This is a genomic window from Bacteroidota bacterium, from assembly GCA_016714535.1.
Lineage (GTDB): Bacteria > Bacteroidota > Bacteroidia > AKYH767-A > OLB10 > JADKFV01.
Genome location: JADKDR010000019.1, coordinates 1 through 25,921, shown reverse-complemented (window position 1 = coordinate 25,921; position 25,921 = coordinate 1). Strand labels below are relative to the sequence as shown.

At 36.8% G+C, this 25,921-nt stretch carries 21 protein-coding genes and 2 pseudogenes; 6 read left to right on the top strand and 17 right to left on the bottom strand.

Features of this window, described 5'->3' with window-relative positions; genetic code table 11:
• Positions 1-97 precede the first annotated feature (97 nt).
• The 3 genes from IPO27_18645 to IPO27_18635 are packed head-to-tail and all read left to right on the top strand — an operon-like array spanning position 98 to position 3,217.
• On the top strand, positions 98-1,324 hold the full coding sequence (locus IPO27_18645; protein ID MBK8848445.1) for a CotH kinase family protein: 1,227 nt from the start codon (positions 98-100) through the stop codon (positions 1,322-1,324).
• The gene (locus IPO27_18640) at positions 1,285-2,391 is read left to right on the top strand and encodes a T9SS type A sorting domain-containing protein (protein ID MBK8848444.1); all 1,107 of its coding nucleotides are present in this window, start codon (positions 1,285-1,287) and stop codon (positions 2,389-2,391) included. Before IPO27_18645 ends, IPO27_18640 begins: the two co-directional genes overlap by 40 nt.
• A 49-nt stretch (positions 2,392-2,440) precedes the next feature.
• Positions 2,441-3,217: a sulfite exporter TauE/SafE family protein gene (locus IPO27_18635; protein MBK8848443.1), complete on the top strand. Its 777-nt coding sequence runs from the start codon at positions 2,441-2,443 to the stop codon at positions 3,215-3,217.
• Positions 3,218-3,256: 39 nt separating this feature from the next.
• Here the strand turns inward: IPO27_18635 and IPO27_18630 are convergent, their stop codons facing one another.
• A complete protein-coding gene (locus IPO27_18630; GenBank protein MBK8848442.1) occupies positions 3,257-4,927 on the bottom strand; it encodes a T9SS type A sorting domain-containing protein in 1,671 nt (556 codons plus the stop codon).
• Between the two features lie 254 nt (positions 4,928-5,181).
• Positions 5,182-5,874, bottom strand: coding sequence for a phosphodiester glycosidase family protein (locus IPO27_18625; protein ID MBK8848441.1), 693 nt, complete (start codon positions 5,872-5,874; stop codon positions 5,182-5,184).
• A gap of 211 nt (positions 5,875-6,085) precedes the next feature.
• Here IPO27_18625 and IPO27_18620 point away from each other — a divergent pair.
• Positions 6,086-7,404: pseudogene (locus tag IPO27_18620) on the top strand (adenosylhomocysteinase).
• A 59-nt stretch (positions 7,405-7,463) separates the two neighbouring features.
• Here the strand turns inward: IPO27_18620 and raiA are convergent.
• The 3 genes from raiA to IPO27_18605 form a co-directional block, all read right to left on the bottom strand.
• Positions 7,464-7,760, bottom strand: a complete 297-nt coding sequence (gene raiA, locus IPO27_18615; GenBank protein MBK8848440.1) for a ribosome-associated translation inhibitor RaiA — start codon at positions 7,758-7,760, stop codon at positions 7,464-7,466.
• A gap of 114 nt (positions 7,761-7,874) precedes the next feature.
• A complete protein-coding gene (locus tag IPO27_18610) occupies positions 7,875-8,762 on the bottom strand; it encodes a tyrosine-type recombinase/integrase (protein ID MBK8848439.1) in 888 nt (295 codons plus the stop codon).
• A 911-nt stretch (positions 8,763-9,673) separates the two neighbouring features.
• On the bottom strand, positions 9,674-10,156 hold the full coding sequence (locus IPO27_18605; GenBank protein ID MBK8848438.1) for a DUF2061 domain-containing protein: 483 nt from the start codon (positions 10,154-10,156) through the stop codon (positions 9,674-9,676).
• A gap of 353 nt (positions 10,157-10,509) precedes the next feature.
• Between IPO27_18605 and IPO27_18600 the strand changes: the two genes are divergently transcribed.
• Positions 10,510-11,649: an acyl-CoA dehydrogenase gene (locus IPO27_18600; protein MBK8848437.1), complete on the top strand. Its 1,140-nt coding sequence runs from the start codon at positions 10,510-10,512 to the stop codon at positions 11,647-11,649.
• A 372-nt stretch (positions 11,650-12,021) separates the two neighbouring features.
• Here the strand turns inward: IPO27_18600 and IPO27_18595 are convergent, their stop codons facing one another.
• From IPO27_18595 to IPO27_18540, 12 genes are all read right to left on the bottom strand, one after another.
• On the bottom strand, positions 12,022-12,381 hold the full coding sequence (locus IPO27_18595) for a T9SS type A sorting domain-containing protein (GenBank protein MBK8848436.1): 360 nt from the start codon (positions 12,379-12,381) through the stop codon (positions 12,022-12,024).
• A gap of 15 nt (positions 12,382-12,396) precedes the next feature.
• Positions 12,397-12,930, bottom strand: a complete 534-nt coding sequence (locus IPO27_18590) for a hypothetical protein (GenBank protein MBK8848435.1) — start codon at positions 12,928-12,930, stop codon at positions 12,397-12,399.
• 24 nt (positions 12,931-12,954) lie between these two features.
• Positions 12,955-13,446 carry a hypothetical protein gene (locus IPO27_18585; GenBank protein MBK8848434.1) on the bottom strand — a complete coding sequence of 164 codons (492 nt, stop codon included), beginning with the start codon at positions 13,444-13,446 and terminating at the stop codon, positions 12,955-12,957.
• 839 nt (positions 13,447-14,285) lie between these two features.
• Positions 14,286-14,726: a DUF1801 domain-containing protein gene (locus IPO27_18580; GenBank protein ID MBK8848433.1), complete on the bottom strand. Its 441-nt coding sequence runs from the start codon at positions 14,724-14,726 to the stop codon at positions 14,286-14,288.
• On the bottom strand, positions 14,723-15,106 hold the full coding sequence (locus tag IPO27_18575; GenBank protein ID MBK8848432.1) for a VOC family protein: 384 nt from the start codon (positions 15,104-15,106) through the stop codon (positions 14,723-14,725). Before IPO27_18575 ends, IPO27_18580 begins: the two co-directional genes overlap by 4 nt.
• Before the next feature lie 171 nt (positions 15,107-15,277).
• Positions 15,278-16,882 carry a tetratricopeptide repeat protein gene (locus IPO27_18570; protein MBK8848431.1) on the bottom strand — a complete coding sequence of 535 codons (1,605 nt, stop codon included), beginning with the start codon at positions 16,880-16,882 and terminating at the stop codon, positions 15,278-15,280.
• Between the two features lie 795 nt (positions 16,883-17,677).
• Positions 17,678-19,039, bottom strand: coding sequence for a cation:proton antiporter (locus IPO27_18565; protein ID MBK8848430.1), 1,362 nt, complete (start codon positions 19,037-19,039; stop codon positions 17,678-17,680).
• A gap of 267 nt (positions 19,040-19,306) precedes the next feature.
• A complete protein-coding gene (locus IPO27_18560) occupies positions 19,307-20,179 on the bottom strand; it encodes a DUF808 domain-containing protein (GenBank protein ID MBK8848429.1) in 873 nt (290 codons plus the stop codon).
• Positions 20,180-20,798: 619 nt separating this feature from the next.
• The gene (locus IPO27_18555; protein ID MBK8848428.1) at positions 20,799-21,467 is read right to left on the bottom strand and encodes a hypothetical protein; all 669 of its coding nucleotides are present in this window, start codon (positions 21,465-21,467) and stop codon (positions 20,799-20,801) included.
• 75 nt (positions 21,468-21,542) lie between these two features.
• The gene (locus tag IPO27_18550; protein ID MBK8848427.1) at positions 21,543-22,898 is read right to left on the bottom strand and encodes an IS110 family transposase; all 1,356 of its coding nucleotides are present in this window, start codon (positions 22,896-22,898) and stop codon (positions 21,543-21,545) included.
• Positions 22,899-23,393: 495 nt separating this feature from the next.
• Positions 23,394-23,858 carry a hypothetical protein gene (locus IPO27_18545; GenBank protein MBK8848426.1) on the bottom strand — a complete coding sequence of 155 codons (465 nt, stop codon included), beginning with the start codon at positions 23,856-23,858 and terminating at the stop codon, positions 23,394-23,396.
• A complete protein-coding gene (locus IPO27_18540; protein ID MBK8848425.1) occupies positions 23,816-24,070 on the bottom strand; it encodes a hypothetical protein in 255 nt (84 codons plus the stop codon). Before IPO27_18540 ends, IPO27_18545 begins: the two co-directional genes overlap by 43 nt.
• Positions 24,071-24,276: 206 nt before the next feature.
• Here IPO27_18540 and IPO27_18535 point away from each other — a divergent pair.
• Positions 24,277-25,816: pseudogene (locus IPO27_18535) on the top strand (IS1182 family transposase).
• The last annotated feature ends 105 nt before the right edge of the window (positions 25,817-25,921 follow it).

Here is a 25,921-nt window from a genome sequence, read left to right as displayed (position 1 = left end):
TTCAGCACCTAAATTATTGTAACAAGAAGATAACCCAAGCCTTAAGCTAAAACAATTATAATTACCTACTTTACGTTTTAAAAAATACTTTTGCTGTATGAATGCTCATAGGTTTTTACTTTTATTGGCTAGCACTTTTCTATGGTCAGACATAATGGGGCAGCCTAATTACCCTCCATTCTCTAAACTTTACAACCAACAGTTAGTGCCGCGTATCGATATTATAATGGATAATGACTCGCTAATAGCTATGCTTGCAAACACATTTAGTGAATATGAATATCCGGCTACTTTTATTTTTAATGATGGCATATATAATGATTCGATTACCCTTGTTGGAATTCGATTACGTGGGAACACTTCGCAAAATGCTGCAAAAAAATCGTTCAAAATATCCTTCAATACCTTTGTAAGTGGACGCAAATATGACGGTGTAGAAAAACTAAATTTAAATGGAGAACATAATGACCCAAGCATAATACGCGCGCACTTATATTGGCACACGGCTGCAGCTGCAAGAATTCCGGCACCACGTAGTAATCACATCGAGCTGTATATAAATGGCAACTACCGCGGGTTATATCTTAATGTTGAACACCTGGATGAAGAGTTTATTCAATCGCGCTATATTTTTAATTATGGCAACATCTACAAATGTCTTTACCCTGCAAACCTCAATTATATTAATATTAACCCTAACTCTTATAAACTTCAATTTGGAGGCCGAAGAGTGTATGAGTTAAAAAACAATCTTGCAAAGGACAATTATGAGGGGCTTGCAAAATTTATTAGCACACTCAATTCAAACCTGTTGCCTTATCATCGCGATTCGCTCGAAGAATTATTTAATGTAAACGGATTTCTCCGCTGTTATGCGCTGGATATTCTGACCAGCAACTGGGACAACTATGGTGGCAATAACAACAACTACTATCTATATGAAAATCCACATACAGGTAAAATAGATTTTATGCCTTATGATACCGACAATACTTATGGCATTGATTGGTTTGGCATTGATTGGGGTGTACGAGATATTTACAACTGGCACACCGATGCAAACAATCGCCCATTGGTAACTAAGCTACTTGCATATCAGGATTACCGCGATCGGTTTTCGTTTCTGATGAACAAGCTCATTCAACAACAAACAGCGCAAACGATTTTGCAACCATTTATTGATAGCACTAAAAACAGAATTGCACCTTATGTAACTAATGACCCTACTACCCGCTCGACTATGGTTTTACACCTACCGATTTTACAAACTCGTATACACAAGGTTTGGGCGGCCATGTACCCTATGGCATTTATGATTTTATAAATACCCGAAACAACGCTGCGTTGCAACAATTGCAACTAAATAATATATCACCCATGTTTAGTGATACCCGGATTTTACCGCTTTCGCCACATGGCAGCGACTCCATCGAAATAAGAACTTGGGTAGAGGATGAAGACAATGCTCTTCAGGTAAATTTGTTTTTTAAAGTAAACTGGAATGGTCTATTTGTGCCAGCACCCATGTACGATGATGGACAGCATGGGGATGAAAATGCAGGCGATGGCATCTATGGATTGGTATTACCGCCCCAAAATGTAACTGACACTATATACTATTATATAGAAAGCACTGACGTGCTTATGGCTACTGGCAGGGAGCCACGTAGCGGTTATAATAAGATAATCGTTACCAATCTTCCCGCCTTGTATCTAAATGAATGGTGTGCAGAAAACACAAACGTTGTTCAAGACAACACCGGTGATTATGATGACTATTTTGAAATTTTTAATAATGGTTCTTTGCAACATACACACACCATTTATGCGAGCGATGACTTTTCAAATCTGAACAAATGGAATCTTGGTGACACTTTGATTGAATCGAACAAATTTTTATTATGCTGGGCCGATGATGAAAAAAAAGAAGGAGTAAATCATGCTTCATTCAAATTAAATGCTGCAGGCGAACAAATAATATTAAGCGAATTTAATGGCAAGACCTATAACCTACTTGATTCTGTTTCGTTTGGCAACATGCCCGCAAATCAAAGTCTTGGCTATTATCCCGATGGCACGTTGCCTGTTGTGGTGCAACCTATAAATACTCCGGGTTACTCAAATTTATCAGCCCAAGCTATAAAAAACAATGCAATGCTAAAGGTTGTAATTTTTCCGAACCCCACGCAGGGACAACTTAGCATACTAACTAATACATCAAAACCTGCTACTTGTATTATTCAAAATTCGCTCGGTCAGAATTTGATTAACACACAATTCAATAATTCACTCTCCATCAATTTAAGCAACTATGAAAACGGTATTTATTTCGTAAGAATTATTATCGAATCAAGCACATATAAGCAAAAATTGCTTTTGATGAAAAGGTAATTCTACTTTTTTGTAAATAAAAATTATTGAAAAATATGATTAAGCTAACATGGAATACGCAGATATCGCTATACTCATTATTCCGCTAATTGCTGCATTTGTTGCGGGCTTTGTTGATTCCATTGCCGGAGGTGGAGGGCTCATACAACTACCAGCCTTGTTTTTTACGTTTCCACAAATGCCCTTACAAACTACTATTGGCACTAATAAATTTCCAAATTTTTTGGGAACCATCATTGCTGCAATACAATATAATAAGCTTACCACCATTTATAAGAAGAATTTGCTTGCGGCTTTACTCCTTTGCTTTACAGGCGCTTTGTTGGGTACTTATTTTCTTCAAAAAGCAAATGCAGCTATCTTTAAACCCGTGCTGTTTGTGGTACTGATAATAATTGCAATTACCATTTACTTTAAAAAAGAATTTGGATTAAAAAAAATATCAGTCACTCCGTTAATGCAAAAAATCTATCTGCCATTGACCTTTGCAGTAGGCTTTTACGATGGTTTAATAGGTCCGGGAACAGGAATTTTTCTAATTCTAATTTGCGTTTATTGCTGTGGCCATGATTTACTTCAGGCTTCTGCTACAGCTAAAACGTTAAACTTATCATCAAATTTTGCAAGCATCCTCCTGTTCGTATTTCATAATCAAATAACATGGAAAATAGCAATTCCTATGACAGCCTGCAATATTGCAGGTGCCTACTGGGGAAGCAAGATGAGTGTGCTACGTGGAAATAAATTTATCAGGCAAATACTTTTTTTGGTAATCGTATTAGTTATTGCCCGCTTCGGGTACGATGTTTTTAAATCATACTTTTAGAAATAAAACATGCATTAGTTCATATAAGAAGTAATCGTATTACAAATTAATAAGTTTGGCAAATTCTACGCTTCCATCTTCAAGTACTAAGCGTAACGTATAAATTCCTGAGGGCACGGATGATATATTTAACTCGTATGAAGCTGCAAGGGCTTTTACATCTATTTTGACTTCCATTCCACTCATATCGAATAAAACTAGTGAAGAAATTTTTTGGCTGCCAGTAACTATGCTTATATACCCTGTTGCATTGTTGTAAATAAAAAAGTCGTTTTTAATATTGGATAGCTTAACCACTTCGCTAAGTGTAAAGTGACCATTAAAATCGGTTTGCCTCAATCGGTAATAGGATGTCCCAACCAGCGGCTTCTTATCTGTAAAAGAATAAGTTTGCACCTGAAATGAACTTCCTTTGCTTTTTACGTTAGATAAAAGCTGCCAATCTTTTAAATTTCGCGAACGCTCAATCGAAAAATAATTATTCTGATCTTCCATTGCGGTGGTCCAGGTTACAAGGGCTTCTTCGTTTCCTAATGTCACATTAAAATTTAAAAGCGTAATTGGCAACGTACTTCCGGGATCATTAAATCCAAACCCAAAAGAAGTAGCATTACCGGCAAAGCCACCTCCACCACCACCTCCATTTAATAAATTCTGCCCTGCACAAAATGTGTTTTTCAAGGGACAACATCCATTCATTATCGTTGCTGAATAGGGAGTGCCCCACTTATCAGACTGCATCGATACATTGACCGAACTAGAATCTTTGTTGTTTGTGATAGGTGTAAGCGAAAAGCAGAAAGTATAAGCAAGGCAAGAATTGGGGCTGCCATCAAAATCGCCACGACCTACTCCGGCCGAATCTACAAAATCAAATGTGCAAGAGTCACCAGCTTGGGTGCCTGCCCAATGACCTTTATTATAAAACCCCAGAGTTACGGGAGCACATTGTACATTGGTAAATCCTTTTGCAAACTTAAAGATAAATTGTTTGATGCCTTCATCACCTGTGGTGTTCTTAAAAAAAGTAGTAACGCACATAAAGCCTTGCATATACAAAGGTGCTAACGTCATAGGATCGGTTTGAAAAACTCCATTATACTGTACTTGAAAAAAAGGGTTTGCAGCCGTAAAGATTGGCAAGGCACAAAGACTTGCATCAAAACCCAAATTACCTTTTGTATTTGGAACATTAATAATTGTTGTTGATGTGTCAGCACCTACCGAAAAATCAAAACCCATTGGCCCTTGCGAATCTATCCAGATATAATAATCAAAAGCATTGGCTACGATATACATCATATGACTTGTTCCGCTAAGAAAGCTTCCGCCCAAACATGGGCCGGTTCCACAGTTTGCTGTTTCTACTAAAACACTATAAGGTTGCGTGGCATTATAAACCGAAATATAAAGCTTTAATGCTCCATTGGGAGCATGAATGCGGTAACATACATCCTCTCCCGGTTTGTTACATGCTACTGGTGCATCGTCTAAAAAACCAAAATTAGTTTGTTGTGTGTAGATGGAATCGGGACAAATATCAATTACAAAAGGGCTGGAGCAATTTGCCTGTGGCAAAGCAGGAAAGCAAAAATGCAGAGATAGCGCTAGCAAAGCAATCCATTTAATTTTGTCGTAACTGAAATATAAAGTGCGACAAACAGCATGCATAACAAGCAGTGCAGGATAGGAGTATTTTAAAGCATCCATAACGAAATAGTTTTAATTGGTTTGACATTAGGTACACTATAATTGTTGTTTTATTATTTGACATAAGAACTCCAGGCAATAAAATTTGCATCTTTTTCTTATTCATGAAATGTAAACTGTGAAATCTGTAAATCCTTTGTAGTATTGCCTTGGGTGCTTGTACTCGCTAACTATAACAAGTCAATTTTTATGCCAACATAAATCGGATATGCATAATATTTATAAACTTAAATGTAAAACGTATATAGTTATGGTTACTTTTTACTTACAGCAATCATAACTGCAAATGCTTCTGCATTGTGCTGATTGTTATCATTGCCTTGCACAAAATATCGGGAAACAAAACCATCGAGATACAAGGCATGGGTACATCCTTTATCTTTAAAAAATGATGCAAAATCATGAAACGTAATTTTTTCTTTGGATATGGCCATGAAGACATTCCCCTTACTATCAATTCCAACTCCATTGCGTACCTGCTTATTGACAGATGTTGTATTGAATATTGGATTGATGCGACTATCCAACAAAAGTATGGGACCACTTTGGGTGGCAAATTCAACATCATCATTCAAAATAAAATCAGCAGTAGTGCATATAAATGCCTTTTCTTTTTTATCTAAATAGAATACACCATTTGGATGCATATAAAAATTGCCTGCTCCACTATCACTGTTTATGGGGTGCAACACCTTCCCATTTTCTATATATAATCCAACCGGGCTTGTATCGGGTTTGTACATACCCCCATTCATAGCAAAAACCATGATTTGCCTATTCTGTTCGATAATTTCTGAAAGCGAAGCCAATGAATTGATGGAATTCCCTACACTATCCTGCCAGTGCATGCTTATCCGCTCCTTCGATTGATTAACCACATAATAATAAATAGGAGTTTCGGGCAATACGCACGCCATGCAAACAGCTATTACGCATGCAATGCTCATAGCAATCTTAAAAAAGAAAATATTTTTGATATTGGACACGCCCTGACTTAAAGAATGTGCAAAATGATAACTTTTAGCAAACATTAGGCACATGTATTTGTTATAGATAGCATAAAAAATAAATAGGGCAGCGGTAGTCTTTTGAATTGAATTTTCAATTAATTACCTTTGCACCACTAAATAAAAAACCAATAATTTTTTAAAAAATAAAATGATAAAAACACAAGAACAAAAGTATGTAGCTCACAAAGTGAAAGACATTTCGTTGGCTGCATGGGGACGCAAAGAAATTAAGCTTGCAGAGTCAGAAATGCCCGGCTTGATGGCCCTACGCGAAGAGTATGGACAATCGCATCCATTAAAAGGAGCACGTATTGCAGGATGCTTACATATGACCATCCAAACAGCGGTGTTAATAGAAACATTGCAGGCTTTGGGTGCAGAAGTTACCTGGTCATCATGTAATATTTTCAGCACGCAGGATCATGCCGCGGCTGCTATAGCAGCCGCAGGAATCCCGGTATATGCCTGGAAAGGGATGAATGCTGAAGAGTTTGACTGGTGTATTGAGCAAACCCTGTTTTTTGGCGAAGATCGTAAGCCTTTGAACATGATATTGGACGATGGTGGCGATTTAACCAATATGTTTTTGATAAATATCCAGAGTTGATTCCAGGTATTAAAGGCCTTAGCGAAGAAACAACAACAGGAGTTTTACGATTAAATGAGCGGATGCAAAATGGCACCTTACACATGCCGGCTATTAATGTGAATGACAGCGTTACCAAATCGAAATTTGATAATAAATACGGATGTCGCGAATCATTGGTAGATGCTATACGTAGAGCTACCGACCTAATGATGGCTGGCAAAGTGGCTGTGGTTGCAGGATTTGGCGATGTAGGAAAAGGCAGTGCCGAATCGCTTAGAGATGCTAAAGTACGCACGCTTGTAACCGAAATAGATCCAATATGCGCATTACAAGCAGCTATGGAAGGCTATGAAGTTAAAAAGATGGATGATGCTATAAAAGAAGCTGATATTGTGGTAACCACTACCGGCAATTTCAACATTATTACTGAGCGTCATTTCAGAGCAATGAAACATAATGCAATCGTTTGCAACATAGGTCACTTTGATACTGAAATTGATATGGCATGGTTGAATAAGAATTATGGCCATACCAAAGAAGAGATAAAGCCGCAAGTTGATAAATATTCAATTGATGGAAAAGACATTATTGTACTTGCCGAAGGCCGTCTTGTAAATCTAGGTTGCGCCATGGGTCACCCATCATTTGTAATGAGTAACTCATTCAGTAATCAAACAATAGCTCAAATTGAATTGTGGGCCAACCATGATAAATATGAGAATAAAGTTTACACGTTGCCAAAGCATCTAGATGAAAAAGTAGCACGTTTGCACCTTAAGAAAATTGGCGTTGAGATAGATGTTCTTTCACAAGCTCAGGCAGATTATATTGGTGTTAATGTAAATGGCCCTTACAAATCTGATTTCTACCGATATTAAGATTTTTTAATGGTAAAATAAAAAGGCGGAAAAAATTTTCCGCCTTTTTATTTTATGGCTTATCCTCTTGTTTTTTCCTTATGCTTAATAATCTGTTTACGCAATGCTTCTACCGCTGTATCGGTGCTTTCTTCAAAGCTCTTGCTCTGCTCCTTGGCAAAAAGCAACTTACCCTTGGTATTCAGCTTAATTTCTGTAATTTTATTCTCCTGACTTTGAGACTTGTCTAATTTCATAAAAACTTCTCCATCAATAATATCTTCGTAAAACCGAATCAGTTTGTCAACACGCTCTTCAATAAAAGCAATTAATTTTTGGTCTGCATCAAAATGAATGCTTTGCACTTTTAATTTCATAATTCATCATTTTTTAAAATCGTTTAACTTATAAAATCTAACACGTATAAAATCTTTATAAAGAAATATAGAGTGTCTTTCATATTCAACTTATATATAGCGTAAATTAATAAATTATCCACCACCCCTTGGATGTGCTAGTAGGTGAATATTCTTTAATTTTTCAATAGTATTATGTGTATAAACCTGAGTAGCTGCCAACGAAGCATGTCCCAATATTTCTTTAATCGCATTAATATCAGCACCATTATCAAGCATATGTGTGGCAAAAGTATGACGCAGTACATGGGGGCTCTTCTTTTCTCTGGTGCTGTGTGGCGCTAACTTGCGCTTTACTAGGCGATACACATATTTTCTATTTATCGGTAGCCCATTTTTGGCGATAAAAAACTCTGACGTCTCTATTGGCTGCTGGCTTCTCCAATCAAAGTACTCGCTTGCCTTTGCACAAAATCCGGCAGTTACCGGTACTACACGCTCCTTATTTCTTTTACCTAACACTTTAAGTTGCTGTTTATTCAGATTTACATCTCCCAGCTTTAAACCAACAAGTTCTGCTAATCGAATTCCGCAATTGTAAAACAACTCCATTATTATTTGGTCACGTTGGTCATAAATTCCTTCACCTTCTTCTTTAGGCTCATCCAATAATAATTGCATTTTGCTCTTCTCAATAAACACAGGCAATTTTTTTGCCATTTTGGGAGCTTGAATTTTCTTCATAGGATTCTCGCTCAACTCGCCCTGCTTAATCAAGTACTTATAATACGTGCGTAAGGTCGTTATCTTTCGGTTTATGGTACGTGCCGATATTTCGTTATCCATTAAGCTAACTATCCATGAACGTATATAATGATAGTTTACATCGGCTATCGATGTTGTTTCAAATTGTGCTTGTAAATAAATATAAAACTGCTCTATATCGTTATGATACGCGGTAATAGTATGCGAAGAATATCTCTTGTGATGGGTAATGTAATTCAAAAAGCCGCTTATATCCATTATACCTCTTTTTTCAAATAAAGCCAACGTAAAAGTATGATAAAATATTCTCTACGCAAGTTTAAGTAACTAATAATTGAAAGTTAAATATACACACCGGATGTTTATAAATAAAAGCAGCTAGAAATCACAAGTCAATAGGGATTGAAATACAAATAAAAGTTCTCAGAAAGCGGCTTATTCAATAGTAATATGCAGTTTCTTGAATCGCATAAATGAAATTGGAATCCGATAGCTGCCAAAAAATGAAACGAATATTTTTAACTTTTTAGAAAACCTCTGTTTTTTTTAAATGAAACTGAAGATTAAAAATCTATTATCGTTATGCGAAATGATGCTGTGGGCATATCAATATTCAGGTTATAAAAGAAAGGCGCGATTAAAACACATTAAGTTCGAAATGACTGAATAACTAACAATTAGGCAACTTGCTTTTGCCACAAAACTAAAAACAGTAGTCATTTGAAAACCAAAACAGATTCTATCATAAATTGTATTCTCTCAGTTACAACAACCAGTTAATTGGCAAACCCACCAATTAAAATCAATCCACAGCAATTACATGACTATCGAACCTATTGAATAGGCAGCTACTCGTAAATTTCTTAACAATAAAGTTTGAGCATAGAACAACTTTATACTTTACAAGCCTAATAAAGATTTATCAAATTGCTTGCTGTAGTCTTTTATCGCACGGAGACACGGAGGGGCACGTAGGAATATGATTTCGCAAATTGCCTTTTTGCTTGCTCTAGATTTTTTTTTCGCACGGAGACACGGAGGGGCACGCAGGAATACGATTTCGCTTATTGTCTTTTTGCTTTTTCTTAGTCCAACATTACCCACACAAACAAAAAAAAATCCCCCTTTCGGGAACCCAAAGGGGGATAGCGTATTTACTAAATCAGTTATTATTTTAATTCCAATTGTGCATCAGCAGGCACTTCTGTTACTGCTAATGGTGTAATTCCCCACTTAAGTCGTAACCACAAACGCTCGTGTAAGTAGTACAATAATATTTTGGTAAACACTTCGGCAAAACCAATCTTTAGTGCCTTATCAATCTCCCCAGTCCAAAACAAGGCAATCATTATGGTATCCATTGTACCAAATATTCGCCAGCTTACTCCTTTTATCAAACTGCGCGAGTGGTGGTCCACCCATTTCTGGGTACCATCAGGCAGCAATTTCAATTTGCGCATCCAATGTGCCCTCATCCATGCGCGTTCATGCAAGTAATACAAACCTACTTTTGTAATAACTTCGGTTCCGGCAATTTTACTGGCATCGCCTATACTGCCTGTAAATAACCACGATAAGAATAAGGTATCCAATGTACCAATAATCCTCCAGGTGGTTCCCTTTACAATACTTCTGGTATGTTTCTCATTCATACGATAAGCTTTAAAAATTTAAATTAAGACTGCAATGTTATACGTTTTTATTCTACCTATAAGGTAGATTTAATATAATTCGCCTAAAAAGTTATCAAGATTCATTTGTTCAACTTTTTAATAAGTTTTTTTTCAAAAAATTTACTCTCCTTATTGGTTAAGCAAAACCGAAAGTACTAATCATCTTTCAAAGAGTGTAAAAGTTAACCAAAACCGAAGCCGCCTTTTTCCGATAAAATATTAACACCTGTTAATACCCCAATTTGCTTGGCTATAACCAATTGAACATTCCAATTTAATACTACATTTGCGGCTCGAAAAAAAAATCAAAAACAAGCTATTTAAAATACTGTATGAATTTTTCTACTACTGATAATCAAAACATGATAGCGCAAACCGTGCGCGACTTTACCGAAAAAAATATACGACCCTATGTAATGGAATGGGACGAAAGTCAGGAATTCCCAATTCATGTATTTAAAAAAATGGGAGAACTTGGCCTGATGGGCATCTTGGTACCTACAGAATATGGTGGCGCAGGACTAACATATACAGAGTACGTTACAGCCATAGTAGAAGTTTCACGCGTTTGCGGCTCTATCGGCTTAAGTCTTGCAGCGCACAATTCATTATGTACCGGCCACATTATGCAATTCGGTACCGAAGATCAAAAAAAGCGCTGGCTTCCTAAACTTGCTACTGCAGAGTGGATTGGAGCCTGGGGCCTTACCGAACCTGGCACAGGCAGCGATGCCGGCAACATGAGTTGCGTAGCCACAACTGATGGCGATGGCTGGATAATTAACGGCACCAAATGCTGGATAACGCATGGCAAAAGCAGCAACATTGCCGTTGTTATTGTGCGAACCGGTGAGCGTGGCGACAGTCATGGTATGACCGCCTTTGCCATCGAAAAAGGAACACCTGGCTTTAGCGCAGGCCGCAAAGAAAACAAACTCGGCATGCGTGCCTCCGAAACCACCGAACTCATCTTTGACAATTGTCGTGTAACAAGAGACAACCTGCTTGGCAAGGTAGGCGAAGGCTTTATACAATCTATGAAAGTGCTCGATGGTGGCCGCATATCCATTGCAGCCCTTGGCCTTGGCATTGCCAAAGGCGCCCTCGATGCATCGGTAAAATATTCCAAAGAGCGCCAACAGTTTGGCAAACCTATTTCCGAATTTCAAGGTATTTCTTTCAAGCTAGCAGATATGGCCACAGAAATTGAAGCAGCAGAATTACTCACCTTTATGGCTGCCGATCTCAAAAACAGAGGCGAAAAAGTTACCAAGGTAAGCGCCATGGCAAAATACTACACCAGCGAGGTAGCAGTTAAGGCATCTACCGAAGCCGTACAAATATTTGGCGGCTATGGTTATACCAAAGATTTTCCGGTCGAAAAATTTTATCGCGACAGCAAACTATGCACCATAGGCGAAGGCACCAGCGAAATCCAAAAGCTTGTCATCGCCCGCGAGATACTTCGTTAAGTAATTTTTTTTCGAAACAGCGAACGTATACTTGCTTAGTAACAATAAGGTCCCGCTGTACGCTCATACTCCTCGCTCTACCCACCTGCCAACCTTGCTGCGGGGTATACGCTTCCATCGGGGTTAGTGATAATTAATTATTCCTTCGATTTATTATTTATTCCAATTAATACCAATTCTAATTATAAAATAGTCCAAACTATTTTATAATTTCAGAATGGTTAATGCCGATATAGCTTGAAAATAGTACAACCAAATGAAATGAAGATTGGCCTATATTGAAAGCATAATCGGTATAAAATACCGAAGCATTTTGTTCCATAGTGTTTGTGCATGAAATGTGTCTAGTGCAACAAGCAGGCTTCAATATAATCAAAGCTTAATAATCCTCTTGGTCACACTAACACCATTACCACTAATTCGCATCAAGAGCGTGCCGGTAGGCATTTCATCCAATGGTATGCGATATTCCTTTTTTGGATAAACAGGCAATTCAAATAGCAATTCGCCCGACATACTTATTATTTCAAACGTGTAAGCCACCTCATTTTGCAAACCCGTTATCGATATCGAAATTTCTTCTGTAGCAGGATTTGGCTTGGCATGTATGGCCAACCGCGAATTTATTTCATTCATACCAACATAACATCGCATATCTTCCATAAACCAAAGTGGATACGATGGCACAGCAACAGTATCGGTAAGGTTATAAGCACCATTTGCAAAAATCACTTCATTCTTATTGCTCTATGGAGCCATAATCATCATATATGGAGGTGAGCTAAATCCGTAAGTATTCGAATGCGCTGCATTACAATATACATTATTAATAATGGTGTCAAATGTGTTTGACAAACGACTATAGGAAATAATTTTTTTATGCATTGCCTTTGGCGAACCATCAAACATAGCTTGATAATAAACAGGCATCGACTCATTGGTATTGGCAAAAGCAATTCCCAAATTCGGAAACAGGTTGGTGGTAGTGGCTACGGATGAAATAAAATTATACCGCAATAAATTTGTAATCGTATCTCCGGGGCTTGCAAACAAGAATGCATTATTTGCACCATATGTTGCAAATTTTGAATTCTTAAAATCATCGGCTAAAACAATATCATTCACTACAATTCCAACGGTAATATTAAATTTCAACATGCGTTGCGTTCCAACCGAATCACCTACCAATATAATCTCCTTAAAATTAAAATTATCGGTTCTGCAAAAGGTTTCATATTTCAATTTCAGAGATACCGAAGATGATAGAGTGAAATTTGGCAATTGATAAAATTTTTAATCATACTGCTAACCACCTTGAGCTAAAGTTACAATGCAATATAGAGAATCGTAAACAAGAAAAGATTTTACATAGTCTACTGGAGTTGGCATGCTATCCTTCAATTGACAATTGGGAAGCAGGTTTGCAAGTGGAATTGTCGTGTATGAATAAATCATAGGCCCATTTACAATTGCAAAATGGCGATTATCGCCATATACACCTATGTACTGTCCACGCCATTCTATAGCAACATCTTGCAAACCCAAATTAGGTAACGTATCAATAGGAACATACACCCATTGCAAGCCACTCTCAAACAAATAACCAAAATTTGGCTTTTCATTTGCAGCCGAATCACCTTTGCAAAAAACGAAATGATTGACATCCCAACATCCATTGTGTGTCTTTAGATTTGCCTGATGAGAAATCTTTGCTTCAACAATTTTCTCTTTTTCATTTGGCAAGGCCATTAATGCGGTGCCAATTAATGTAAATAAGGTAACTAAAATGATTTTCATGTTTATGTGTTTTTAAAGTTATCGACAAGGTAAATAGACTTTTCAAAATATGCAAGCCCAATAAATTCTAAAAACACACTCGATAAAAACATGTTATGCGAAAAAAGTGTTGCCTTAATGCAACACTGCATTTGATTAAAAATGATGAGTAAAGTAGATACACTTTAGTAATGTTTCATAAAACATCGGTTTTCGTCTTGGCGATGTGGCGGATTTTTAACACAAAAGTTCAATAGAATTACTGCTGTTGAACCTTGCACAAATGTTTCATAGAAGCACGTCAGTTCGCATTTTGTCAAACCGATATAACGGTGCCTATTTATATTGCCATCATGTCGCTTACCGGCTGCGATATACGACAATGCCCCAAGTGCCTAACAGGCAAATTGGTTCTTTTAGCATCTTTCAAATATTTTAATGGGCGATTAATAAATTCAGAAGAATTGAGCAACCGCGGCTCACCAAACCAATCAAAATCCCTCCACTATGAAAACAAAAAGTAAAAAACAAACAACATACACACTCCAAAAAAACATCTGCATTGCGGGTAAGGGCTCTTATATGCCTTTCTTAAAAATAACTGCCAAACAACGTATACACCAACTGTTACAGCCATCAAATTCCCCACAGAACTCCGATACAAATACACCTATACACCCGACAGGCTGTAGCTCCTACTAAGCGCATCGCGGCACGTGTCGCTGAACATTTATCCCGTTAGCTTGCGGTCGGGATTTATCCCGTTAGCATGCGGTCGGGAACATCTATACGAAAACCCCCTCGTTTGCTCTACTCGATTGGGGTTTCGTATAGATGGCCAAATGTGACGCGGTCGGCTTTTATTTCCTCTTAATTTTTGAAATTGTCGCTCCAACTGATTTTGTCGGCTTGTCCATATCTTTTATTGCAAAGTCAATCGCGTCTCTTATCAAAGCTTTTACTTTTGGGTTTCTATAATCAGTTGACTTTTCTACGTCAATGTGCCTAATTAAATTTCCTGTTCCTGTCAACAGTTTATTCGGGTCTTTCAATAGCGCTCCTTTATTAAAGCCCAAGTTTAGATGATTTGTATAGATTGGTAGCATGCAAAATGCGTCTGATAGCTTTTCTGATATTGAAAAAACTGCTGTCAAGGCGTGTGTATGATAAATTAGCTCATTACTGTCAGGATACAGGTCTAAAATGTATAGTCGTAAATCGCTAAAAAGTTCAATGACTTTCTGGTCCTTATAATTTAACAAGAATTGAAAGTCTGGATGTATTGGTCTCGGCTTTGTCATCTCGCTGTATTGTCATATTGCATTGCACATATTAAATTGCCTTCTGTGTCTAAAAACTTTGCAATCCAACCAACATAAGGAATAGCCGTTCTTGGCATGAGAACTTGTCCGCCATTAGCATTGACTTTTTCAATAATATCATCAATATTCTCAACGCTAATCGAGCATTCCAAACCAATAATTTTGTCAGGAACTGGGGAATACTTCCTTGATTGCAATGCTCCGATTAGTTCACTGTTTTCGGACTTGTCGGCTTTGATTTGTAAAAAATCTTCTTGTCCGTAAGATTGGAAATCCCAATCAAAAACTCCGTCATAAAAACTCTTTGCCCGTTCCATGTCGTCAATGTGAATGGCAAAATGAGTCAGTTTGTTGCTCATATTTCTTTGTTTAAATTGTTAATGTGTCGTCCTTTAAGCTGCCGCAAAACGTGGCGGAAACTACAAGAAGTTGGCGATTTCGGAGACGTAAACTGGTCTGACAATACTGAACTTGATACGAAGCACAAAGCTTCATTTAACCACAGAACCGCCAATTTCTTGTAGGTGCTGTTATGCGTTCGTGCTGGTTTCATTCGTATTATTTGCCTTATCTTCTAATTTCTCAATAGTCTTTTTTGCATTTGCCAATCTTGTTGCCTTATTATTCTCCACCAGCTTCACTGTTGTCCACTTTTCTAATTTGTGGTGCAGGGGCACAAGCAAAGCCGCTATACAAACTAACGCAATCAACATTAAAATGGGTGAGTGATGAGTAATTCTTTCTAAGAATGGATGCAGTAATAGATTGAGAAATTCAAAAACAAGTAACAAAGCAATCACGCCAAAAAAAGAAATCAGTTTAGTGTTGGAAATAAAACTTCGGCTAAGAAAAAGGAATAGGATTATAAGGGTAACAAGTCCGATTGCGATTAATGCGTATTGAATATTTTGTTTGCGTTCTTCTTCGGACTTTGTTTTTTCTGATGTTAACTCTTGTTGTCGTAATTGTTCATTAAACTCAAGTGTTTGCAAACGATTAATTTTTTCACGACTGAAAACACTATCTCTCGTTTCAATCATTAGTTGTTGATACTTGAACGCACTGTCAATTTTATTTTCCTGTTTGTAAAGTTTTGTCAATAAAGTGCTGGCTTGCAGTTGCTGAACCAAAAGATTGAATTGCCTGTCAATCACTAAACCTTTTGTGGCGTAGTAAATGGCCGAGTCCCGTTGATTGAAACGGTCAAAGTGTTCGGCAAATTCGCAATAACCACGGGCAAGTAGCCGTATGTTATTTACTTCAGAATTTAATTGAAATGATTGCCTGAAAAATTCAACGGCAAGTTGTTCTTTACCCATCTTGGAATATATAATTCCCATTGTTGAATGTAATCCTCCTCCATAAACATTTTTGCCTTGAAATTTTCTGAAATTCATAGCAAGAGCTTCCTGAACATAGGTGTATGCAGAATCCAGGATTCCAAGTTGTTCGTAGGATTTCCCCTTATCAACTAAAAGCGCATTTAATACCTGATTGTCGGGAATAGAATTCGTTAAATTTTCTGCTTTTGTATAATAGTTTATGGCCTCGCGGTAATTTCCTGCATTTCTGTTTACCATTGCTATACCGTTGTAAATATTCCCTATAAGCATGGTGTCGGCAAGCGGTTCGGCTATTTGCAATGCTTTAAAATAGGTTTCCTTAGCATCAGGATAATTACCTGCCCACCACAATGAACCCGCAAGATGTGACAATGCCTGTGCTTCAGTGCCGGCAGGAAAACTGTTTCTGTTTTTAATACAAAGCAGCAACGCTTGCTGCGAATAAAATACCATCGAATCATTGCTCACATATTGATACACGTCACTTATGTACCATAAGATTTGCACTTTAACACTATCTGCATTTTCTGTTGCTAAAATATTACGCAATAAATCGATTGATTTCTTAGAGTACAACACCATTGAATCAACATTGGTGTTAGAATATGCATTGCTAATTTGAATCGCTAACTCAATTTTTGCACTTTCTGTTGTTGCTACTATCAGTTGCTGTTTCAAACTGTCAATATGCGATTGCTGTGCATTTGTAAGTGCCACACAAAAGAAAAAAAGAAAAGTAAAGCAGAATTTTATTTTGGTCATGTTGCAAATATCGCATTTATTACTGTTCATTTCTTGCAATCAGTTTGAAGTTCCGATGTCGCCAAAGCATGACGCATAAAGTCAGCCTGCGAAAAAATTGCTCCTTAAACATCTGCACGTTAACAACATGTGGTAAAAATAAAAATTACATCGACACCATTGCCTTACCATAGCAAAAATAATAAATATGCAGCACATAGCTGAGGACTGCCGTCATCAAATAGAAATATCAAGTTTAGATTTCAACATCGATACTGAAAATTTTGTCGTTTGTTTGTTCCATGGTTGCTATTGTTTATTAATTGTAATTTATAATTGTAGTTGATGCATCTTGCTTCAATTCTCTATAACGAAATAAGATTTTTAATACATTTATTTTAATTCTTGAATATAAGTTCCCTTGCCCAAAATAATAGTTTAGGTAAAGGTTGTTTTAAAAATAAACTGAGCGAGGTGCATATATAATCTACTTGATAAAATACCCTCTGCGGGGTAACTTTATAATAGCTTCACTATTTAATATTTCAAAACGCCCCGCTGCCTGAAAGCATATCTGTTCGTTTGTTTGTCCATTCATTTGTTGTTTTTCAATATCAATTGCTGGCAAACGATTATACTGTGATGCTAACGCAATGCGACCAGGCTCGTCTGTGAGTATGAGTATGCCTTGTCAAGCGCAATAGCTAGAATATATGCTCCAACCACACCATCATCAAAGTTGAGGCTCATTAAGATTATTATTTCTCAATTTGATTCCACATTGTGGTAAGTTGATTCAAAATTTGATTTCTACTAAAATTGGAATTATCTTGAATGTTCAAATTCTTACTTTTCAAGCGGTATCAAATTACCCTCTTTTAAGTGTTTTTCCATATAATGTTTCATTAATGGACCAGCAATTAAAATTGTTACCATGGTCATTACTACTAATGCAACAAAAACTTTTTCATCAATAATTCCTGCTTGTAATGCAATTAAACCCAAAACAATTTCTTGTGAGCCACGTGCATTCATTCCAAATGCAATGGCCATACTTTCGTTTTTACCAAGACCGCTTAAACGGCTTCCAACACCAGCGCCAACAATTTTTGCAATACAAGCAATAGTTAGAATTATAAGTACAACTTGCAAATCAAAATTGGTTACAAAGTTCACACGTAAGCCAACCGAAGCAAAGAACAATGGAGCGATGATATTGATAATAAACTGTTGTAATACATGTTGAGTAGTTTCTGAAAAATGTTTGGAATCACCAACAGCCACACCAATTAAAAATGCCCCAAAAACACCTCGAATACCTAAATATTCTGTAAAAACCGCACCTAGCAAGCACAGGCAAATTCCAACGGTAATGATACCTCCGGGAGGGGATAAGAATCTTGAAGTAAATGCCAAAATTTTATCCACTACCCAGCGTCCGATAGTTACCATAAAAATCGCAAACAAAAGCACAACAAAAATTGCCCCCGGAGAACCTTCACTTCTGGATGAGTTCATCATTTGTAAAATAATTGAGAATAAAATCCAGCCTAGAAAATCATCAACCATTGCTGCCGTCAAAACCAAACCACCAACTTTGGTGCGAATCATTTTTAAGTCAAACAATACTTTCACTATTACAGCAAGTGCTGTAATGGAGAGTGCTGTCCCAAAAAACATTGCCGCCACTAATTTATTTTCGCTGGGTGTGGATAGGATGTAATCATGAAAAAACCAGATAACGGCAAATCCTAAAGCAAACGGAAAGGCGATGCCAGCCAGACTAATAATAGATGCCTGCTTACCTTGTTCCCTGATTTGTTTTAAATCGACCTCCATACCGGCTACAAACATTAAAAGTATTACACCAATATTTGCTAAACCATCAAAAGCGCCAAAGGCTCGTTTATCAGCAATAAAAGTATCAGAAAAAAAGTCAGGATAAAAAGTGCCTAACAAGGAAGGGCCAATTATTATGCCTGCTAAAATCTCACCCACAACAACTGGTTGCTTAAGTTTACGGAACACTTCTCCTAAAAATCTGGACGCAATTAAGATGATACTAACAATGACTAAGAAATGTAAAACTTCTTCGCCCTTAAGTTTAGAAACGGTTTCAACAACTTTACTTTTTTGAAGCGAATCTTCAACCGTTGCTTGAATTTTTTGCAAAGTGTCAATCGAATTGCTTGCTATTTGTAAAATCATATTATCATTATTTTTGTTTAAGTGCGGCAAATATAATAATTAATCATTATTCTATAAAGATAGTAGAATAATAGAAGCTATATATTGTAATGATAAACTTTTAAAATTAATCGTGTTTTAATAAATCGCTAAACCAACTTTATTTTAATAACACTTAATTGTCAATATTAAATATTGGCTAATTTGAAAACTAATGTTTGATTAAACAAATGTTGATGCGGAGCAGTGTACCGCCAATTTTGGGTAGGTGCTGTTATAGCCAGTTTTTTAAATAAGTTTTTTAAAATATCGAAAGAAAATTTTGAAAATAGCTATCAAAACTAACGCAATTATTCCGCCTAGTATGCCAAAAATAAATTCTTTTATAATGGTTGGCCACTTAGGTAAAATATGGTGCAAATACTCAATGTTGTGCGTAAATATACCACCAGACACAAGTAATAATGCTATCGTTCCTACCACCGAAAATATTCTGATAACAATTGGTAAGGCATTAACCAATAACTGACCAAGTTCGTTTAAAATTCCTTTTTTATCAGATTTCGCAATCAGCATAAATCCAAAATCGTCCATACGAACAACCAGCATTACAATGCCATAAACACCTACAGTAGCTATTATGGAAACAACTGATATGGTTAAGATTTGTACAGTTAGGTCTTTATTTAAAACTGTACTTAAAGCAATAATTACTATTTCAACAGAGAGTATAAAATCGGTGGTTATAGCTGATTTTATTTTTACTTTTTCCAATTCAGCATCTTGTTTAATTTCTCCTGCTTCAGTTTGCTTTGCAGGTTGATTTTTATGAAAGAAGTATTCTGCAATTTTTTCTACACCTTCAAATGCGAGGTAAAAACCTCCTATTATAAGTATTACTATGATGGCAGCCGGTAAAAATATATTTAATAATAAAGTTACAGGCACAATAATTAACTTGTTAATAAATGAACCTTTTGTAATAGCCCATAGAACAGGAATTTCTCTGGATGATACAAAGCCTGTTGATTTTTCGGCATTAACAGCCAAATCATCACCAAGTATTCCGGCTGTTTTTTTTGTAGCAAGCTTGGCGTTAATGGCAACGTCATCCATCAATGCAGCGATGTCGTCTAAAATTGCAAAAAAACCTGAGGCCATGTTGGTATTAAATTTGTTTTGATTATAAATTAAAACATTTTTGTTAAATATTCGGGTATGGTGTTTAAAATAAATGTTTTGTCGATGTAGTGTCGTTTACAATTGCCTATAACGTCAGACTGTGAAAAAACCACCTCCTTCAACTGCTGCAGGTTAATAACATGTGGTAAAACTAAAAAACAAAACAACGCGCGTGTAGTATTTTTGTAAAAAAAATATTTTGCATGCATCACATAGCACAAGCCAATAGACATCTGGTAGATTTTTTTCCGCTCGTTTTCTAGAGTAGAGTAGGGGTCTAAAAAGATTGTATTAAAATCTCAGTGAATCGTATACACACATAGTTAAACACCCAAAAAAGTAAAATTGCTTTACTATTACACCTAAGCAATTTAGCACACCCCCCCAGCAAAGCCACTCAATTATGACGACACCCCATGCCGGTGTCGCTGAACACCCCGTTAGAGAATACGGGGCAGGCCTAATAGACAAAAGCCCCTCGTATTCGACTCGCCCGGGGGCTTTCGTCTATACGGCTAAATGTTATGCGGTCGTTTTTCTTTTTTGTCAAATGGTAATATTAATTTTATTTAAACTTGATATGTCCATAAAAGTTATTTCACCTTGTGTAATATTCAAAAGTTGGCATTACTGTTACCCCTTGTTCAAGCATACGCTTTTTTATTTTTTTAGAATTCATCATTTTTTTAGCTTTTTCTATGTCTGAAATTAAGAAGACAAGATGTACAAAATTTATATCGTCAATTCCACGGGCTATAACTTCATCTATAAGTCCATATTCTAATCTTTGTGAGGCAACTTCAGTATCATAAGCCTTTAGCCATTGGTCAAAGTCTTTAACTTTGATGGCATATTCTAAAAAGTCTAAATGAGATTTTGGTGGGTTAAAACGAATTACCTGAATAAAGTCAAATGTTTGATGGTTTGTAACGCCTGCTTTTTTTGCCTTTTCTTGAAATTCGTTACTACCAACATATGCTTTTACTTTTTCTACATCATTAATCACGTAAGCTGTGATAACAGTATTTGAATTGAAAATAGAATTTGCAACTGCAATAGCATTCATTCCATTACTTTTCCTGATTGTTGAATCTTCATTGTAAATGCGTCTCCAGTCACTATAGTCATTTACTATAAATTTTGAAACGGCTACATTGAATGGTTTGAATTGAGTTGAGTCTGTTTGCCCAAACGCTTTGTTGTTTGTTAAAAACAAAGATGCACATGTAAAGATTGTCAGAACTGTTAATCGGATTATTTTTTTCATTTTAAAATTTATTACTGAGCTAGATTTATTTTGACAGTGCAAAATTCTGACTAACGTTTTATTTTACTCTGAAAATTAGTCAATTACAAAGCCAACGTCATCAGGTTTGAGGTCAAACTTAGTGATTTGTTTCTTTATACGTTCTACAAGTTTTAGTTTTCTTTTCTGATCTAAGAATAAGTATTCCGTTGGTGGTTTATAGCTTACCTTTTTTGTAATTATGGTCCAGATAATTACTGCAAGTTTTCTTGCAGTGGCGCTTACAGCAACTGTCCGTCCTTTTTTGTATGCTACTCTTTTGAAAAAATCAGACAGGTGGGTGTCTTTCAAATTGCCAATTGCATTGGCTGCATTACGAAAAGCAATTTTCAACCTGTTACTTCCTTTAGGAGTTTTTGAACTTAATAATTTGCCACCACTTATTTTGTTGTTTGGAGCAAGGCGCAGCCATGAAGTAAAATGTTTTGCCGTAGGAAACATTTCAAACCCGCCCGGGCCAACTTCACTCATGATGCTCATAATGGTTGAATGATTAATACCTTCAATTTTCATCAGGTCAACACCGCCAAAATATTGATACGATGCCTGGTTTAAATCAATTCCCTTTATTGAATTTTTGTTGATGCGTTTATGAGGCTTGTTATCTGTTTTTAATTTCTTCATTTCAGGGTGCGTGTTGATTTGTACTTTTAAAAATTTAGTTATCTCCACATCACAGGCATCGGTTTTTTTCTGAAAGAACAAATAGCTTTCATATTCTTGCTTCAGTCCAAAAAGATAATCAGTACGATTGTTTCCTTTTAAAGCCTTTGCAATTTCCTCTTTAGATTTTTTGCAATTGCCATGTCGGAGTTCTGATAGTTTTTCGGGGTCGAGATTTCCTTTGCAAATGTCGGCTATGATGGCAAGGCCGGTGAGTCCGCAAATATCACGTACTACCACATCTAAACGAAAGTTGAGCAACTTTAAATACTTCTGCATTTTGTGTGATGCTTGGGCACTCAACTCAATCCAATTGGCTCTTTGACGGCAGTAGGTGCGAAGAGTTTGGGTAACATCATCGGGCAAAAAACTTCCTGTAAGCAGTCCGATCGAATGCAGCTTCTGAATCCATCGTGCATCTTTGACATCCGTCTTTTTTCCTTTAATATTTTTTGTGAATTTTCCATTACACAGCGTAACATCCATGCCGTGCTTGATAAGTTCAACAAACAAATTCTGCCAATAGTTGCCTGTTGATTCCATAGCTACCGAAGTAATTCCATGCTGCTTTAAATGCATACAGATAGCAGTTAAATCATCAGCATACACTCCAAACTCTTTTACATCGGTGAGTTCCTGCCCGATGGCAACAAAGTGCGACTTGCTGCCAATATCAATACCTGCACAATGCTGATTGATAATGTCCATTTCCATTTTTTGTTTTTTCATCTTAAAATTTTTTAAATGAATTATTTTAAAATGACTCAAAGAGAATGTACTTTTGACTTGAAATTATTCTGAACGGGGTAGCGAAAGCTCCACCACTGAAATTATCACTAAGTCCCGACTATGCATCGGGACTTTTTACATTCCAACCAGAATGACGCACGGGCTTATGAGGCACCAATTGCTAAAAGGGTTTTACAATGAGTCAGGTCAAATGTAAAGTGAATATTGCTTCCGTATGGTAAACACGTTAGCACGAGAAATTATTTTCGTTTCGAAAAATGGGGAATGACCGCTAACGTTTGGCAGCTACAAGAAGTTGGCGATTTCGGAGACGAAAACTGTCTGCCACCACTGAATTTGATGCGAAGCACGAAGCTTCATGTAACCACTGAACCGCCAATTTCTTGTAGGTGCTGTTATCTGCTGCCCTTCTGTCTGGCCTAAGCACAATCGTTTGGAATTTGCAAAAAAGCTTTTGATATGCTTCTATTTTTGTCATTCTGCTGAAGATGAAATTGATTTTTCCAAAAATGCGATAATTCTTAATAACTCATCTGGTCTATTAAGGTCAACCGTTATTAGTCTTTCTTTCAGTTTCTTATTTTCTAAAATATTTATTTCTGATTGGAAAGGAAAATCTTCAAGCCAAAAAAAGTCAGATGTAAAATCAATTCCTTCTGTTTTCAATGCAGTCCAATTTGTCGGTTTGATTGTTTCCATTTTATATAGAGTCTTATCGTCAAAATGTTTTTCCAAATAATTAAGTGCCGTTTTTTTACTTCCCTTGCAGTGTGTTGTCAACCAATAACAATCAAAATTACTTGTCACGAAATTTATGAACTGAACAACATTTCCTGCTGGTTTCGTTTGTTTTGAAGTCAATAAAACTCCGTCAATATCTAAGTACAGTTTTTTCATTATCCAAGGTAATCGTCCTTCAAGGATTTTGATTTGAGCCACTCTTTATATTGGTCTAAACTGATTGGTGGGTCAGGTGATTTTTCACCTAAACTTACCAATGGGGTTTGAGGAACAATTTCACAATAATATTTCAACGCATCTTCTCTTGTGTCAAAATTGTCAACCCGAAACACAGGATAGTCTGGAACATTTCGTCTTGTAATCACAGCCCACTTTGGTTCTGAATTTACAGTTACTCTTGAGATTTCCATAACGAACTTTCTGTCGTCATTAAATAGCATATCAAAAATTAATGGTCTCATTTTGTCTGTTCAATATTAGCAATGTCGCGTTAGGGTTGCAGATAACGTCAGCCTGTGAAAAAACCATTTCCTCAACAGCCACACGTTAATAACATGTGGTAAAAATAAAAAACATAATCACAGGTGTTTACTATTTTTGAAAAAATATTTTTTGCATGCAGCACATAGCGCAAGCCAATAGACATCAGGTAGATTTTAGTTCGCTTGACTGTCGTATTTCGGCAAACAACCCAGTTCGTTTTATCGATGCATTTGTTGATAAGCTCGATTTACCTCAGTTACAGTTTGAGGTAACTAACATCAACACTGAGGGGCGTCCATCGTTCGATAGAAAGTTGTTTCTCAAAGTATACATATACGGTTACATCAACGGCATACGCTCATCGCGTAAGCTTGAGCGCGAGTGCATGCGTAATGTTGAAATGCAATGGTTGTGCGGCAACCTTGTTCCCAATTACCATAGTATAGCAGACTTCCGTAAAGACAACTCCCAAGCCTTGCGCAACACCTTTAAGTTGTTTGTGCAGTTTCTTTCAGATTGCGATTTGCTTGGTAAAGAATTAATAGCCATTGATGGTACCAAGTCTCGAGCACACAATAGCAAGAAGAATAATTACAATCCCAAAAAAATAGAACGCCACTTAGCTTATATAGAAAACAAAACCAACGAGTATATTGCTCAATTAGACGCTTGCGATGCCAACGAACAGGAATTGAAAATAGATGATATAGCACATAAAATTGAAAAATTAAAAGCCAGCAAAATTAACTACGAAGCCTTGCAAAAAGAGTTAGCCCAGAGTGGTCAGCCACAAATAAGCACCACCGATGCCGATGCACGTGCCTTGCTCATACAAGGCCAGGTTGTGGAAGTGAGTTACAATACACAAGCAGCAGTAGATGAAAAACATAAATTAGTAGTAGCCACACATACCATAAATCGCAATGATAGAAATGCGCTTACTGATATTGCCAAAGAAGCAAAAACAAAACATGGAGGTAGAAACGTATACAGTAATAGTAGATAAAGGGTATCACAACGGTAGGCAGATACAGCAGACCACACAAGCAGGCATAACCACCATTGTAGCACCACCCGAAATAGTAAACAGCAACGAGCATGGCACCACCCCGATTACGTAGTAACTAAGTTTGTATACGATGAAAGCACCGATACATATACATGTCCACAAGGCGCAACACTAACAACCACAGGCAATGGCATCGCAAATCGCGCGAGCGCGATACTTACCAATTTAAAAATACCGTACACCAAAATGTAAAACCTGCCCTGCAAAACACCTGTGCACAGGGCGCGCCAAAGGAGGCCGCGAAATAGAACGCAGCGAATTTGCAGCCGAAGTAGAAGCCAACAATGCCCGCTACCACAACAACAAAGAATTGTACCGAAAGCGACAAGAAATAAATGAACACATATTTGGAACCATCAAAAGAGTATGGGGATATTACTACACAAATCTGAAAGGATTAATAAAAGTGAACGGAGAATGGAGCCTCATCATGACAGTTTACAACCTCAAGCGCACAATCAACATACTAGGTATACAGCCACTGTTACAAAAATTAAAAAATTGGAAACCAGATTACAAAAGGATTCCACGGCTTCAATCAAAAACGACTGCATTACATCAATTTCTACGCATCCAATTTTACGAGTATAGTGTAGCGGCCTAAAAAACTGCCTTGGTTAAAATCACCCTAAATCGTATATAGTCATGGTTAAAGCAGAATTTTGGCTCGTATAATTTTTGAAATGGTGTTTTTTCACATCCTGACGTT